At 43.6% G+C, this 15,319-nt stretch carries 12 protein-coding genes; 5 read left to right on the forward strand and 7 right to left on the reverse strand.

All coding sequences use genetic code 11. The annotated features are described in order from the left end of the window. Positions 1–441 precede the first annotated feature (441 nt). From J5X94_RS13115 to J5X94_RS13135, 6 genes are all read right to left on the reverse strand, one after another. Positions 442–1,092 carry a DUF1449 domain-containing protein gene (locus J5X94_RS13115; RefSeq protein WP_189586854.1) on the reverse strand — a complete coding sequence of 217 codons (651 nt, stop codon included), beginning with the start codon at positions 1,090–1,092 and terminating at the stop codon, positions 442–444. Between the two features lie 199 nt (positions 1,093–1,291). Next, positions 1,292–2,293: a PD40 domain-containing protein gene (locus J5X94_RS13120; protein WP_194621203.1), complete on the reverse strand. Its 1,002-nt coding sequence runs from the start codon at positions 2,291–2,293 to the stop codon at positions 1,292–1,294. Between the two features lie 250 nt (positions 2,294–2,543). Next, the gene (locus tag J5X94_RS13125; RefSeq protein ID WP_194621204.1) at positions 2,544–3,032 is read right to left on the reverse strand and encodes an META domain-containing protein; all 489 of its coding nucleotides are present in this window, start codon (positions 3,030–3,032) and stop codon (positions 2,544–2,546) included. 606 nt (positions 3,033–3,638) lie between these two features. Next, positions 3,639–3,770, reverse strand: a complete 132-nt coding sequence (locus J5X94_RS14025; protein WP_264623034.1) for a hypothetical protein — start codon at positions 3,768–3,770, stop codon at positions 3,639–3,641. Between the two features lie 173 nt (positions 3,771–3,943). After that, a complete protein-coding gene (locus tag J5X94_RS13130; RefSeq protein ID WP_194621205.1) occupies positions 3,944–5,047 on the reverse strand; it encodes a lipase secretion chaperone in 1,104 nt (367 codons plus the stop codon). A 29-nt stretch (positions 5,048–5,076) separates the two neighbouring features. Continuing rightward, positions 5,077–6,153 (reverse strand): esterase/lipase family protein, encoded by a 1,077-nt coding sequence (locus J5X94_RS13135; protein ID WP_010196527.1) that lies wholly within the window; start codon positions 6,151–6,153, stop codon positions 5,077–5,079. Between the two features lie 296 nt (positions 6,154–6,449). Between J5X94_RS13135 and map the strand changes: the two genes are divergently transcribed. Continuing rightward, positions 6,450–7,244 carry a type I methionyl aminopeptidase gene (gene map, locus J5X94_RS13140; RefSeq protein WP_189586849.1) on the forward strand — a complete coding sequence of 265 codons (795 nt, stop codon included), beginning with the start codon at positions 6,450–6,452 and terminating at the stop codon, positions 7,242–7,244. 215 nt (positions 7,245–7,459) lie between these two features. Next, positions 7,460–10,207 carry a [protein-PII] uridylyltransferase gene (glnD, locus tag J5X94_RS13145; protein WP_210541538.1) on the forward strand — a complete coding sequence of 916 codons (2,748 nt, stop codon included), beginning with the start codon at positions 7,460–7,462 and terminating at the stop codon, positions 10,205–10,207. Positions 10,208–10,387: 180 nt separating this feature from the next. On the opposite strand, the gene J5X94_RS13150 is transcribed toward glnD, so the two are convergent. Beyond that, positions 10,388–11,059 carry a hypothetical protein gene (locus tag J5X94_RS13150; protein ID WP_010196520.1) on the reverse strand — a complete coding sequence of 224 codons (672 nt, stop codon included), beginning with the start codon at positions 11,057–11,059 and terminating at the stop codon, positions 10,388–10,390. A 256-nt stretch (positions 11,060–11,315) separates the two neighbouring features. Here J5X94_RS13150 and dapC point away from each other — a divergent pair, with 256 nt between their 5' ends. From dapC to J5X94_RS13165, 3 genes are all read left to right on the forward strand, one after another. Beyond that, complete coding sequence (dapC, locus tag J5X94_RS13155) at positions 11,316–12,530, forward strand: succinyldiaminopimelate transaminase (RefSeq protein WP_210541539.1); 1,215 nt, start codon at positions 11,316–11,318, stop codon at positions 12,528–12,530. Positions 12,531–12,665: 135 nt separating this feature from the next. Next, positions 12,666–14,606, forward strand: coding sequence for a DUF294 nucleotidyltransferase-like domain-containing protein (locus J5X94_RS13160; RefSeq protein WP_210541540.1), 1,941 nt, complete (start codon positions 12,666–12,668; stop codon positions 14,604–14,606). Between the two features lie 51 nt (positions 14,607–14,657). Then, entirely contained in the window at positions 14,658–15,263 is a 606-nt protein-coding gene (locus tag J5X94_RS13165; protein WP_210541541.1) for a 3'-5' exonuclease, read from the forward strand. Positions 15,264–15,319: the final 56 nt, after the last annotated feature.

Here is a 15,319-nt window from a genome sequence, read left to right on the forward strand (position 1 = left end):
ACATTCCATAATCAATTCTATATAAATCAGATATGCTATCAGGCCTGTTAAACTTACTGTTTATAGCACCTTTTATAGCACGTGTGCCTTAATAGCCCTATCACGCACCATTCGTATATCTGCATTATTCTGAACCGACTATCACCAAATTTAAAACCTTTTAAATCATTGCTAAAAATATTATTCATAAACCAGAGATTCTTTTGGTATCTCTAGCTAAATCCTTGTTCATTCTATGAGTTATTCTGTGCTAAAAGCGATAATGATGTGCTGAAAATAACGATGGCTAATCATCGTGACTAAATTACTTACTAGGGGCTAAATTATTTATATAGTCGATTCAATTTAAAAGTAGTACAAGGCAACCGAGTGTAGATGTATATCAAATACTTCAAGCGAGGTTAACGCAGTAACACTTTTATAGTGGAGTGACTATAGTGGTTATTTATCTTTTACAGGGGTTACGCGATAGGTATTGGCTGCCTCTAAATACTCCACCAACATCACTCGATCGCCTTGTTTCAGCGAGCCATCATTGATGTCTGAGCGAATTTTGAGTATCAATCCTGCACCGCCATCATTCAATTCTACTTCGCCGTGTTTGTCCGTGACACTAAGGGTACGCACAACCGCGATTTTGCCGATATTGCTAGCAGCATTGCGTCTAGGTATTTTGGCTATTTTGTTGCGGATGGGAGAAATAATGATACCTGTCAGCCACATGGAGATGACCAATACAAAGATTAGCGCCCCGGTGCCGAATAGATAATATAAGATGCCCGAGTCAAAATTTTGATGTAAAAAACTGGTATAGAAGTAACTTAACAACCAACCAATTAAACTGATTAGGCTAAGAATAACGATAAGTGGCACGCCATATAGACCGAACTTAAGCAGCAGACCCGACACAAATCCTGATGAGGTCAAATTGCTACCTTCGCCACTTGCATCGCCAATATCTACCGTATCCATATCTGCCATACCAAGTAGAGAAACCATCCAATACAAGGTCACAAACATCACCAATCCTGTAAAGACTATCGTCGGGTACAAGCTGATTTTGGTGATGAATATCAAAAACGACTCTTGCATTACGTACTTTCTCCTTTTGCTCACCCAATCCAGTATCTCTATATACAGCGTGTTTATATATAGTATTTTGATACGCAGAATCTTGATGAGCCGTTTATAAAATTTATGTGATGTTCATGAAAACTTAAGCTATAGAATCAACTTATGTTTCTTTATTAATTATATAGACATCTCACCCTATAATACATAGATTTCGCCATTAGCGTCCCCAAATCGGTGAACGCACCATCCCGCCAGCGTCACTATTAATACTGTAGCTTGTGTTGCCAGATAACGAGCGGATAACGAGGCTGCCTATATTTCTAGTGCCTTGGCTGCTCACTTGCGAGCTGCGCATTGGATAAACTGCATATTGTCCAGACGGTGATAACCTTGCAGGCTCATCAAGTCCTGTTTCTGCGAGATCGATGGTTTGGCGGGTAGCCAATGTCATAACCGCAGCCTTGCGACCGTTGAGATACGCTAACTGCTGACCGTCTGCACTGAGTTGAGGACTTGCGACATAGCCACTAGTCGGCATAGGCATCGCATTGCCAGTGGCAAAGTCATAGCGATAGATGCTTGGGCGTCCAGCACGGACTTTATCACTGGTATAGACAAAGCTTTTGCCATCAGACGCATAGCTTGGCTGTACCTCAGTACTTGATAGTGTAGTCAACTGTTTGGTATTACCATCGCTGAGACGCATCTCATAAATATCTGCGTTGCCACCGACGGTTGAGCTATAGAGGAGTTTTTGACCATCAGGTGAGAATGACGCGGACATGTTACTGCCTTCAGCATTAACGATTAGACTTTGGGTTTTACTTTTTCTGTCATAGATATAAATTTTGGGGTTTTGACGTGGTGCTTGTTTGCTATAAGCAAGCCACTGACCGTCCGCAGACCATGCAGGCGCATAGATATAACCCTTCAACTGATCAATCAACTGACGATCGCTACCATCAGGACGGATGCTATACAGTGTCGATATTTTTGCGGCACCTGTGCCCTGCTCATCCACGTAGGCTATGCGCCCTTGACGATCGATCGCAGGCATCCGAGCCGTCAACGGATTGGTCTCAACTGTACTAATAGGCTTATTGACTGATGTGCTGTTCAATGTCTGACAGCCTGTGAGGAGTACAAACAGCGTAATGGCAATGGGCGTTTTTATCGTCAGTCTATTTATAACGGGTTTTGACATAGATGTTTTTAGCATAGAGGTTCTTAGCATAGAGTAATGTCCAATAAAGCCTAATGATAAACATGTCGAGAGTTTTAGAGAGTGAGCACCACTAGTGATGAGCCTAGAGTCAAAACTATCCCTCTAAAAAAATCAAATATATTACAGAAACATTACTCTAGTGTATCCTAAACTGGACTAAATTTTGGATAAAAAAATGCCCCACTGATTAGTGAGGCATTATTAAATTCAGCCGAAATATCTAATTTTTTACTCAATCATCAAATTATTTAGAAATAGCTTTGAAATACGCAACTTGATCGTCATTGCGGATAGTCAAGATAGGCACATTGTTCGCATTGTTATTGATGCTATATTTACCTTGTACGGTTGCCATGGTTGCCGTATCAAAACTTGCTTGCGGCTCAGGACACGCCATCATAGTACTGATGCCGTTTTTGATCTCTACATTGCCATTGACAACGCTATATCCAGCACTCATGCTGTTGCAGGTGTTCATAAATGCCACGTAATCTCTACCGTTGTCATTCATGAAATTCAAAGTTAAGGGTTTTGCCGGATTAACAAACAGCTGAGTTACCTTATCACCATTGCTGCGTTTGGCATCAACAAGCTGCCAGTGATGAGCTTGTAAAATATCTGAAGTGATTGGCTGACTAACTGGAGCAGGTAGATTTGCGGTAGTCTGGCAACCAGCGGCAAGCGTACCAACGGCCAAGGTAGCTACCATCATTACTTTAGTCATGCTTTTCATATAAGTTCCTCGTCTTATTGAACCTGAAATTTTCACTACTTATAAATCTTGCACTGGATGCACCCTTTACAGACCTAGTGAAAATTTTGGTTTTATTATGATTCGTTTATTGTCTTGTTCATTGTTTTAAACAATGGCGATATTTTGTATGACTCACAATGAGCTGTCATTATGAATTGAGTGGTTACTTGAAGGAGGTTTTGTTGCAATGCGAAGTTGACCGGATGTTTGCTATTGACCTTATTCACTAACGATGCTAATACCTTACTGATGTCTTGTCTAAAGCAGCTAGGGCGTATTAGTACATTGATATATTTAGTGGGCTTAAAATGATGATACACCTTATAGTCAAGGAATTTTAGAATCGCTACAAGGCGACCGACCGCAGATAGTACACTGAGTACATCTAGGACGGGTAACACCCTAGCGGTTTAAAAGTGCTCTGACTATGGTGTCAGGTGAGCGCTGACATAAAAAAACCCCACTAAATAGTGAGGTGTTTTGATGTCGTATAACTATAATGCGGCACTGCATATGACTGCTAGTGCCGCTTACTGATACCTTAAATAATCAATCTGGGTTTCAGTAAAATTATTAGCCACCACTTTAGATAACGTCTGTACCAGTTATATTTGGCTGATCAGTAGCGGGTGCCGTCATACTTGACATAGATTGGCAACCTACCAATACTGTCACCATTAAAATACCTGTCATCAATGCTTTGGTCATGTTTTTCATATAAGCTCCTAGAATAGTTTTAAAACACTTTTGGTTCAAATGAAGTACAAATATCATTGTACTAAAGCTATAGATAGTGGGCTGTCCTTCTCCCAATGACCATAACTTATTTGCACTTTTAGCATACTTGTCTCTTACATCACTGTAAGTTAATTAATGTTAATGAAATACGCTTATTGAGTCTTCGTCTCTTGTAGAGCCGCATAGCCTGACAAGCGTTTACGCTCAGCATCGTCAAATAGCTGCTGCTCAAGTTGGTTTACCTGAATTTGCGCTTGAGCTTGATCTGCACTTTGGCTTAACAAGCGCTGTTTTTGTGTTTGATATTGAGTAAAGCGCTGGTCAAAACTGGCATCCTCTTGGTCTACTTGCGCCAGTCTCTTTGCTGCTGGCGCACCTACTAGCTCTCGGCGCATATTATATAGTGCTTCAGGCGTCGCGCCACGAGCTTTCATTTGTTCAGTACGAGCCATAAGCTCACCAAGATTGGCTTGCTGAACGATATTGGCTTTGGTGACACTATCTGGCAAGCGGCTGATATAGTCTTGTCTGGCGGCTTCTTTTTGTGCCTCAGAGGTTTGTTTGTTTTGGTTGATTCTGACCATCTCTACACTATAGTCATCATAGTCATCCTCTGTACCAAAAAACGCACTAATGGTGTCCTTTGCAAAATATTGCTGACGTAGCTTGGTCACATCTTGTTGTTGCTGTGCCACAGCGTTTAAATCCAGTTCACCACTTTTTGTCGCTTGTAGTTGTAGATTGCCATAACGCTTTTCTATCTCTGGGAGTGCTTTGAGATACGCAACATACTTGCCAAATATAGCGACCGCTTGACTGGCCGCAGGCTCTGGGGTGTGATGGCGAATGTAACTCTCAACACGCGCAAATATAACGGCTTCGTCCTCCTCTCCTAATGCGGATAAAAAATAATCAAATAAACGCCGTAGCCCTTGAGTGACGACCAACTGTTTGTTTTCATCAATGATGATTTCGCCATCAATTTGCGTGCCCTTTAAGGAACGCGGCAAACGCTCCAATCCTGTGACAAATAAAGACTGACTTTGGGTCGCAGTCGTTGGTAGCATTTGACCCGCCGCCAGCGCAGTTGATAGAGTACCCTCAGCCTCCTCGCCCAGAGCATTGGATGCTGGTTGCGCTAGAGCCATACTCGTATGATCAGGTTTGAACCACATAATAACCGCCGCCGTCACGACTATGGTGACCACGGCAATTATAACGATTGATAAATAGGCTGGACGGCGATTATTCGACATAAATGAGAGTTCTTATCTTATAAGTCAGCTTAAAGGTTGGCATTTTTAAGACGATTAACCTGAGTACGATAAATAGATTTTGGCTCAGACTCTCCCCATGCTGTCAAACTTAGCACTTGATCGGCTGAATCTAAGTGATTCATTCTATAATTATCACGAATCACATAACCAAGACGACTTGAGCAGGCAGATACCAAACCATCATTAGACTCGCCTGCAAACGGTACACCCGTTACTGCCAATATATAATCACTAGGATCAAGTACGCTCGTTATTTGTCCAACACCACTAAATGAATAGTATTTGATGCCATTAGCAGCAGTGCTAGTCGGCTGACCACAATAACTGGTTGGCATGGCAGCAGGGAATTTAGCGTTAAATTGAGCAGCACCATCGGTCGATAGCGCCATCAATGTTTGCCAGCCATCTTGTTCTTGAATCTCTGAGAAGCTGATACCAGAGCCGATATCTGTAAAGCCACCAATCAAATTAAACAGCCCTGATACTAACTCTGTGGTGATGTTTGACGGGCTTCCAGTATTATTATTTGGCTCAAGCGTGTTTTTGACAAAATCTGCCGTTTTTGACCCTTGCTCTGGACTTGATACTGCTGTCACTGACGCCACATATTTTGGCGCAACACCAGCGACATAACGGATGTCTATACCGCCTTGACTGTGCCCAAATAGATTGACTTTAGATTTGCCTGAAATGGCAGTGATGGTCTTGACTTGTTGTAGCAGCTGCTCTCCACGAATCTCACTATTATTGACGGCTGATGTTTTGGTGGTATATACCTCTGAGCCACCTTTCATCAATTCGCCAGGTATTCCATTAAAGTAATCAACGAGCCCAAACATCGTAGTGAAGCCACCAAGTCCATGAGCCATGACGACCGGATACTGAGTTTTAGTGTAACTCGAGGTGAAGTATTTACTATCAACCAGCTTGCAACCGTTGGCATTAGCACAGTTATAATACTGTCCAGCTGCTTGAGCAGATGTGGTTTGCAAGGTCATCAGGAGGATGCCGGCAGCGATAGCACCGAGTGAAGGTAAAAATGCGCTGGGCGTAACAGCTGCAGCAAAAGAGGTCTTTAGAGTCATAACAACATCCTTGTCATCAATAATTTTGGTTATCTTTACCTCCCAAAAGGAGTAAAGATTGCTGCTAATCCCTTTAGCAGACAAAATTACATTACTTATATATTCTGTAACATTCAACTAATTTGTCAAAATATGAATATATTACCGTGACTGAACAGTCATAACCGCCCTGATTTGGCTGTAAAGCAATTATTATCAATCACAATGATAGGTTAGCTATCACTTAACGTAAAACTGTCATCAACCCATTTATGGTATAATCTACTCACATTAAACCCATAATTATAAGATAGATGATGATGATTAAAAAATCTCTTATCCAGTCCCCAGAAGCCATAGAAAAAATGCGCGTGGCCGGTAAACTTGCTAGCGATTTGCTGGTAATGTTAGACGAGCACGTCAAAGTGGGTGTCAGCACCGAAGCATTGAATCAAATTGCTCATGACTATATTGTCAATGTACAAGGTGCTATCCCAGCGCCTCTCAACTACAATGGCTTTCCAAAATCAATCTGCACCTCGGTCAATCATGTGGTTTGTCATGGTATCCCAAGTGAAAAGAAACTGCTAAAAGATGGCGACATCATTAATATCGATGTGACGGTTATCAAAGATGGCTATTATGGCGATACCTCAAAAATGTGGATCGTGGGCAATGGCTCCATTATGGCAAAGCGTATCTGTAAAGTGGCACAAGATGCCCTCTATGCTGGCATGAGTGTTGTCAAAGATGGCGCACGCCTAGGCGATGTAGGTGCTGCGATTCAAGAAGTGGTCGAGCCTGAGCGTTTCAGTATCGTTCGTGAGTTCTGTGGGCATGGTATCAGTAATGAATTCCATCACGAGCCACAAGTCATGCACTATGGCAAAAAAGGCACAGGGTTCGAGCTAAAAACAGGTATGACCTTCACCATCGAACCCATGATTAATGAAGGTAAGTGGCAGACCAAAATCTTACCTGATGAATGGACGGCGATTACCAAAGACCGCAAACTGTCTGCGCAGTGGGAGCACACCATGGTCGTCACAGACAATGGCTGTGAGGTGTTTACTGCCCGCCCTGAAGAAGATTTAAGTTTTTTAACACAGTAACATCATAAAAGATCGCTTAGGCGGTCTTTTTTTTGGCCAATAATTCAGGCATATTGAGTATTGTGCTTACCCGCTTTTTATCTTTATACTCTGATGACTTAATAACTTATATTAGTAACTTCTATTTGTGGCTTTTATCAGCTACCAGCACATTGGTGATTCTACGCTTTTCAGCTGAAACGTTTTATTTTTAAACTCTTAACGGGATAACACTCATGTTTACTTGTGATGCCGCATCGATTGATCTGACACCGCTCCCTTCATTTTCATCTAAGACCGCGACTGTCGACTCCTTGCAACCGGCGACGAATGCAACGGAAAAAACCCTACTCGGTATTCCTGAATGGTTAACCCAAATAAATTTGGATATCAGCCGCGCGCTTGAGCGTGGTGTCAATATTCGTCAATTAGTGGCAGCACGCGCGTGTGCTATTGATGGCTTACTCATCGCCTTGTTTAAATGGTTTGAGCTGGATAAGACCGATTTGGCATTATTCGCCACCGGTGGTTATGGTCGCGGTGAGCTGTCGCTTTATTCAGATATTGATATTTTACTACTCTCTCCTGATGAGGTTGGCACTGATGCCAGTGGGAAAATCGATCGGTTGGTGGCGCTGTTGTGGGATATAGGGCTGGAGCCCGCCCTCTCTGTACGTAGCGTGAATGATGCTTTGGAAGCTGCGCTCGATCATACGATTGCTAGTGCGCAGTTAGAAGCTCGGCTCCTGATTGGTAATGACGTTTTGCAAGATTTTCCGGCTCAAATTGTCAATAAGCAATGGTCGCCGCGCGCTTTTTTTGAGGTAAAAACCGAGGAAGCCAGAGCGCGTTACTTGCAGCATAATGCGACGGAATATAATCTAGAACCGAATATCAAAACAGCGCCTGGTGGCCTGCGTGACATTCATATTATCGGCTGGGTAACCAAACGTTATTTTCGGGTCACTAAGCTCTATGATCTGGTACAGCAGAACTTTTTGACCGAAAAAGAGTTCGACGAGCTGAGCTTTGCCGAAGGTTATTTATGGCAAATACGGCATTACTTGCACGAATTGACTGGACGTAACGAAAACAAGCTACTGTTTGATTACCAACGTGACATTGCCCAGCTTATGGGTTATGAGGCACAGCCGGATGATCAACCCAATGCCGCTGTTGAGCGCTTTATGCGCGACTATTATCGCTGTGCCATGCAGATATCAACACTATCTGAGATGCTGACCAATCACTATTATGAGACAATCATAGAGCCCAATCTACCTGATGATGAGCGCCCAAAAAAGCAGCCTATTAATGCGCGTTTCAATCAAGTTGGCGACCAAATCGCCATGGCGCATCATCGCGTTTTTGCCCAGCATCCTGAGTCGATTCTAGAGATGTTTTTACTCATGGGTCAGTACGGTATCAAAAACGTCCGGACGCATACATTACGAGCACTAAAAATCGCCGCGCGCGGTATCGATCAAACTTACCGCGACAACCCTAATCACCAAACGCTATTTTTGGCCAATTTAAAAGAACAAAACTACTTGTTTCATCGCCTGCGTACCATGAATCGCTATGGCGTTTTGGGCAATTATATTCCTGCTTTTTCCCAAGTCACCGGTCTGATGCAGTATGATTTATTCCATCGTTATACCGTTGATGCCCATACGTTGTTTTTGATCCGCATCTTGCACCGCTTTACCGATCCGAATTTTTATGAAGACTTTCCACTGGTCAGTTCCCTCTTTCAGCGTATTGAGCGCAAAGAAATTTTAGTATTAGCAGCCATGTTCCATGACATTGCGAAAGGTCGTGGTGGCAATCATAGCTTGCTTGGTGAGACTGAGTCGATTGAGTTTTGCTTGGCACATGGCATGAGTAAGGCAGATGCCAATTTGGTTGGTTGGCTGACCCGCTACCATTTATTGATGTCGATGACCGCGCAGAAAAAAGACATTTCAGATCCAGAAGTGGTGACACTTTTCGCTGATTTGGTTGGCAACGTCACCCACCTGAATCATCTGTACGTACTGACCGTCGCTGATATGAACGCGACCAATCCACAGTTATGGAACAGCTGGCGGGCGACCTTGATGAAACAGTTATACTCGCAAACGCGTCGTATTTTACGTGCTGATATCGATGCGCCAACCAATCGTCAAGACATGATCAGTGCCACGCACAAGCAAGCAATGGTCATGTTGGATAACGTCGATAATCAGCACATGAACCGCAGTGAGGTACTTAGACTGTGGGATGACTTAGGTGATGAGTACTTCTTGCGTGAGATTGCTGAAGATATCTTATGGCATACCGAAGCCATTTTGAACCATCCACCGATTGGACTTGCCTCTAATGCCGATAGCCCACCATTAGTGGTACTACGAGAGCATCGTGAGCTGGCACTGGATGCTGTGCAGGTCTTTGTTTACACCCAAGATCAGACAAACCTATTTGCCGTCACTATGGCCGTATTTGATCAAATGAATCTAGATGTTTTAGACGCACGCATCATCACTGCCACTCGTAATTTTGCGTTGGATTCTTATGTACTGCTAGATCCTAGTGGCACATTATTGGTCGATGAAGATAGTCAGCAAGAGCTTAAGCAGCGCTTAATCAATGCCTTTAAAGACCCCACCGTACTGAAGCTTACGAATAAACGAATGCCGCGTCAGCTCAGACATTTTGAGGTGAAGACGGTGATTAATTTTGAGTTTAATGAAGCATCAGGTCAGCACATTATGAGCTTAGAGACCCTCGATCAGCCAGGGCTACTGGCACGGGTGGGACAAGTATTCTTGCAGGAGAAAATTGAGGTACATGCGGCTCGCATTACCACACTAGGCGAGCGTGCAGAGGATATGTTTTATATCAGTGATCAAAATGACGAGCCTTTGTCTGCCGACAAGTTAGAAACGTTAAAAACGGCATTGACAACGAGTCTGAGCTTACATAGCGATAGTGCTGCAACTTAAGCAGTGTGGTCTATTAAGAAGTTTAACGAGTAACGAATATCGTGGATTGGGATTGGCGCTTTAACGTAAAAAGTAGATTGGTGCTAGATAAGCAAGTCATGCCGTTTAGCATCAATCTATTTTTTATACAGTAAAAATCTCACTTTCATAATAAAAAGTCATCGGAATAGATAGCAGAGTTTATAGGATACTTCTATATATCATCTCGCTGGCATGAGCGTTGAGCTCGTCATCAGCCAAATCTGGTGGCAGGATATTTGCCTCAACCTGTTGTTCACCTAATAGTAATCGTCCAGCATCGACCTCTTTTTTTAGCAAGCACTGCAAACTTGAAAGATGGAACTTGGCATCATAATGCTCATAAAGCGCTTGCAAGGAAATAGGTGCTTTGGCATGAACATCGAGATAGAGACTGTCATCTGCCAAGATAATCATCTCGTTTAGTGCCTCTTCCCGCAGTACTTCCTGTTCATTAATTCGGCGTTGCAAGTTGTTGGCCAATCGACCTTTGAAAGCCAGCATAATGATGAAAATCAGCGTTTGTAGCACAAATAAAGCGACATACTGCCACAAAGGTAGCGATATGCTAAATAGCCTACTAAGTAACATAAGTACCGTAGCCACGACCACATAGCTGACCAACTGCCACAATAGCCACATCATAAAGCTGTTGTCACCGAACCAAAACATCTGCCGCTCTTGCAGGCGAATCAAATGATGGCGCGCCTGCCACCAATGATTCTCTCGCTGTTTCAATTGTTTGTATAACTCTGCGCGCGGCGTACTGTTACCCAAATTTTTATTCTGGATATTTTTGGCATTGAGATCATCAGTTTTTGAGACACTAGCCATGTCAAATCATCCTTACCATAATCTGTCGTTACCGCTGACAGTCACTTTTATATTATTATCAGTTATAAAGCACCAAACTTATGCCAACGTCTTAGATTTACTTATCACGTCACAATTTTGCTGTGAGCCTCTATTTGAGAGGAGATAAATTAGCCAAGATAAGCAAAAGACAAAAAATAAGAGAAGTGCTACACTGCTTGAATGTAAATTTTCTTTATAACTTTATTATTAATTGTCTATTATAGTTACCCTACTTATGAATCACAACTTAACCTCTCTGCATCCTTACCCTTTCGCTAAAATGGCAACGTTACTTGCTGATAGCACGCCAGCCCATAACCACAGTGCAATCAAGCTCGGCATTGGTGAACCAAAACATGAACCACCTGAATTTGTACTGGACGTATTACGTGAAAACTTGGACAAAATAAGCCGTTATCCCACCACTAATGGTACTTTTGAGCTACGTCAAACCATCGCCCATTGGCTAGAAAAGCGATTTTTCTTAAATCATGTCGATGCCAACACGGAAGTATTGCCAGTCATGGGCACGCGCGAGGCGATTTTTAGTTTTGTACAAGCGGTTGTTGATCATGATGTAGCGAATCCGGAGAGCAGTCTATCTCCTACCGTGGTCATGCCCAATCCGTTTTATCAAATATACGAAGGTGCGGCGATACTGGCACAAGCAACGCCCTACTTTGTGCCTTGTACACTAGACGATGATTTTAAAGGCGACTATCGCGCGGTACCAAAAGAAGTATGGATGCGCACGCAGTTACTATTCGTTTGTAGTCCGAACAATCCAACAGGTTCGGTCATGACAATGGATGATTGGGAATATCTCATTCGCCTATCAGATCAATACGACTTTATTATTGCTAGTGACGAATGCTATAGCGAGCTATATTTTGATACGGTGCCGATTGGTCTATTGCAAGCCTGCGCTGCTTTTGGACGCCATGACTTTAAAAACTGCGTGGTATTCCACTCGTTATCCAAGCGCTCAAACTTGCCGGGTTTACGCTCTGGATTTGTGGCAGGCGATGCCAAAATCTTGCAGGCTTATTTACAATATCGTACCTATCAAGGCTGCGCAATGCCAATACCCCATCAGCTTGCCTCTATCGCGGCTTGGCAGGATGAAAAGCATGTTGAGCATAACCGTGCGCTGTATCGAGAAAAGTTTGCCTTATGGATGTCTGAGCTTGGTGAGCTACTAGAATTGCGGATGCCAGAAGCTGGATTTTACTTTTGGATCAAAGCGCCTAAGCAGTTCAATGGTGATGATGAACTATTTGTCAAAGCCTTATACGAACAGGCCAATATCCATGCACTGGCTGGGCGTTACCTGTCACGTGAAGTCAATGGTAAAAACCCTGGGCAAGGTTATGTACGCATTGCGCTTGTCGCTAGTGTCGATGAGAGCCGTGAAGCGATCAGCCGTATTCGTAAACTACTGGGTGCGTAGGCAGTCTATTTAAAAGTATTAAGCGAGACATTAACCTCTAATAACCACAACTTAACTGTGGTTATTAGAGGTTTTTTGCTTTAATAATGCTATAGTAAAGTGGCTTTTATCAAATATGCCATCAAGGATGATGCCATGCCCCATCTTGATTTTACCCAGCCGCCCTTTGATGTGTTGAGTCTGGCTGAACGCCAAAGCATTAGAAAAAACACTCAAATTCGCTACCTTGCCAAAAATGAGCATCTAACTGCCGAAGAATTGCAGTATCTGTATGTCGTCATCAAAGGACAGATTGAGCAATTGCTTGACGGTGAGTTTGTGGCCTCTTATTTGGGTAGTAATCATTCCGACCAGCTCAATAATAACGACTGGTTCGACAGCCGTCGTCTGCCTGAACCATTGACTGAAAACAGCCCTAATACTGGAGCATCACAAACCTATCAATTTCGAGCCGCTGAAGATACGTTGCTGCTGCAAGTCGCTGGTAGCGCTGTCGATAAAATCAGCGCCCAAAACCATCTAGTCCGTCAAATGCTGTCAGATAAGCTGCCCGAACGGCTAAAAGCGTTACAGCAACGCCGTCACAATAAAGCCATAGACCCTGCCAGCTACAATGACCAACAAGAAGTGCAACAGATCATGTTGCAGCCTGTCATTGACGTCAATCTATTGCCAGTCCATATCGTCGATGCCAATAACAGCTTATACGAAGCCGCTTCTATCATGACGAAAGCAGGACTAAAACATGTACTAGTACGTCCATTGAACCATCTAGAGCATAGGAAAGAAACGCGACATGGCACAGGTCATCTGTTAGGGATTTTAACCGACACCGATATTTGCCGCGCCGTGAGCGACCAGCAAAACCCTGCCACGACTACATGCCAGTGCTATGCTAACTTTAACCTGCGTACCATCAAAGCCAGTGATGAAATTGGCGATGCCCTATTGACCATGACCCGCTATCGTATCCATCGGCTACCAGTGATTGATCGAAATGGGGATGTCGTCGGTATACTCGGACAAAGCGATATGCTTGCGCATATTAGCCATCACTCTCAGCTCATTAGTATCCAAATCGAGCAAGCAAAAGACTTATCGAGCTTAGATACCGCCGTCGAGCTTATCGGTCGTTACATTCGCGCACAACATCAAAACGGCGTCAAAATCGGTAATATCAGCCGTATGGTACAGACCTTGAATGCACAAGTATTTACCAAGCTTTGGCAACTTATCGTGCCTGCTGAAGTCATGAATAATACCTGCTTAATCGTGATGGGGTCAGAAGGTCGAGGTGAGCAAATCATGCGTACTGACCAAGACAATGCACTCATCTTACGTGATGGCTATACTCATCCTGATCTGGCGCAATTTGCGGATACTTTTAATCATCATTTAGCAGACCTCGGTTATCCGCTGTGCGATGGCAATATCATGATGACCAACCCGATGTGGCGACAGCCGCTAAAACAGTTTAATGCTCAGATTGGTTTATGGTTTAAAAACACCAATCCTATGCATGGTATTTATTTGTCCGCCATACTTGATGGCGAATACGTCTGCGGAGATGAGTCATTATTGACTCAGGTGCGTCAACATTTAAAGGTCGCCCACAGGCAGTCAGACCCTATGTTTGTACGTCAGTTCGCACGAGCCGCGCTACAGTTCGGTGATGTCAATCAGTGGTGGCAAAAGTTCGTGCCTTTGCTCGGTGGCAAATCCGGGTCAGAAGACATTGATCTGAAGAAAGCCGGTATCTTTCCACTGGTTCATGGCATTCGTACCTTAGCGTTAGAAAACGATATCTTAGACGTGCCTAGTAGTAAAAACCGCCTTAAAGCTTTGGTACAAGCGCGCGCCTTGACCCAAGAGCGGGCGGATACTTTACTAGAAGCCTTGGAATTTTTTATGGCACAGCGCCTATCCGTTGCGCTTTCCACTGAAGATAAGCATGCACGGCAAGTAAATCCAATGACCTTGACCGCGCTTGAGCGTGACTTATTAAAAGAGTGTTTGGCTGTCGTCAAAAGCTTTAAAAACCAGTTGCGTCAGCATTATCAATTAGAAATTGCATAAGCATGAAAATCGTATAAGTATAGAACTCGCATCAATGGATGAGCGACAAATATGAGTTGGCTAACACAGTTATCCTGCGCTTGGCAGAAAAAACAGCTACAGCGTCCAGAATTGGCATCGATGTTTACCAAACCCTTGGCTAAGCAGTGGGTAGCGATTGACTGCGAAATGACGGGGCTCAATCCAAAAAATCACCACTTATTGTCCGTCGCCGCGATTCATATCAATGGAAATACGATTGACACCGGTAATGGCATGCATATCATATGCAAGCCTCCAGTGATGCCAGACCGTGACACCATTGTGATTCACGGTCTACGTACTGCTGACGTTGAGCATGGCATGAGCTACGATGAGATGCTGGCGCGATTGCTACCGTTTATAGGCAATCGACCGATTGTGGGGTTTTGTACGAGTTTAGACACAGCGTTTTTAAACCCTTTAGTCAAACGCTATATGGGCACGGCACTACCCAACGAAGTCATCGATTTGCGCCATTTGTACAGTCGGCGCATGGGTGATCGCACTCAGGGTGTCCCCAACCAATCACAACAGCTGCGCAATATCTTAGCGCACTATAATATCCCTGATCTGGGCGCTCACGATGCTTATAACGATGCGATCATGACCGCCATGGCATTTTTACATGTGCGCTAGCGTGCGTTCGTATTTTGAAAATTCAGATAAAAACAGGTTTTCATCTACGCCTGCCA

The sequence above is a fragment of the Psychrobacter sp. K31L genome (assembly GCF_017942195.1).
GTDB classification, from domain to species: domain Bacteria; phylum Pseudomonadota; class Gammaproteobacteria; order Pseudomonadales; family Moraxellaceae; genus Psychrobacter; species Psychrobacter glaciei.

What these genes read in the sequence shown, in the direction of transcription:
- J5X94_RS13120 (WP_194621203.1), bottom strand. Translation starts at nt 2,293, where the DNA reads ATGCTAAAAACATCTATGTCAAAACCCGTTATAAATAGACTGACGATA.
- J5X94_RS14025 (WP_264623034.1), bottom strand. Translation starts at nt 3,770, where the DNA reads ATGAAAAACATGACCAAAGCATTGATGACAGGTATTTTAATGGTGACA.
- J5X94_RS13115 (WP_189586854.1), bottom strand. Translation starts at nt 1,092, where the DNA reads ATGCAAGAGTCGTTTTTGATATTCATCACCAAAATCAGCTTGTACCCG.
- glnD (WP_210541538.1), top strand. Translation starts at nt 7,460, where the DNA reads ATGTTTACTTGTGATGCCGCATCGATTGATCTGACACCGCTCCCTTCA.
- J5X94_RS13160 (WP_210541540.1), top strand. Translation starts at nt 12,666, where the DNA reads ATGCCCCATCTTGATTTTACCCAGCCGCCCTTTGATGTGTTGAGTCTG.
- dapC (WP_210541539.1), top strand. Translation starts at nt 11,316, where the DNA reads ATGAATCACAACTTAACCTCTCTGCATCCTTACCCTTTCGCTAAAATG.
- J5X94_RS13150 (WP_010196520.1), bottom strand. Translation starts at nt 11,059, where the DNA reads ATGGCTAGTGTCTCAAAAACTGATGATCTCAATGCCAAAAATATCCAG.
- map (WP_189586849.1), top strand. Translation starts at nt 6,450, where the DNA reads ATGATGATTAAAAAATCTCTTATCCAGTCCCCAGAAGCCATAGAAAAA.
- J5X94_RS13125 (WP_194621204.1), bottom strand. Translation starts at nt 3,032, where the DNA reads ATGAAAAGCATGACTAAAGTAATGATGGTAGCTACCTTGGCCGTTGGT.
- J5X94_RS13165 (WP_210541541.1), top strand. Translation starts at nt 14,658, where the DNA reads ATGAGTTGGCTAACACAGTTATCCTGCGCTTGGCAGAAAAAACAGCTA.
- J5X94_RS13130 (WP_194621205.1), bottom strand. Translation starts at nt 5,047, where the DNA reads ATGTCGAATAATCGCCGTCCAGCCTATTTATCAATCGTTATAATTGCC.
- J5X94_RS13135 (WP_010196527.1), bottom strand. Translation starts at nt 6,153, where the DNA reads ATGACTCTAAAGACCTCTTTTGCTGCAGCTGTTACGCCCAGCGCATTT.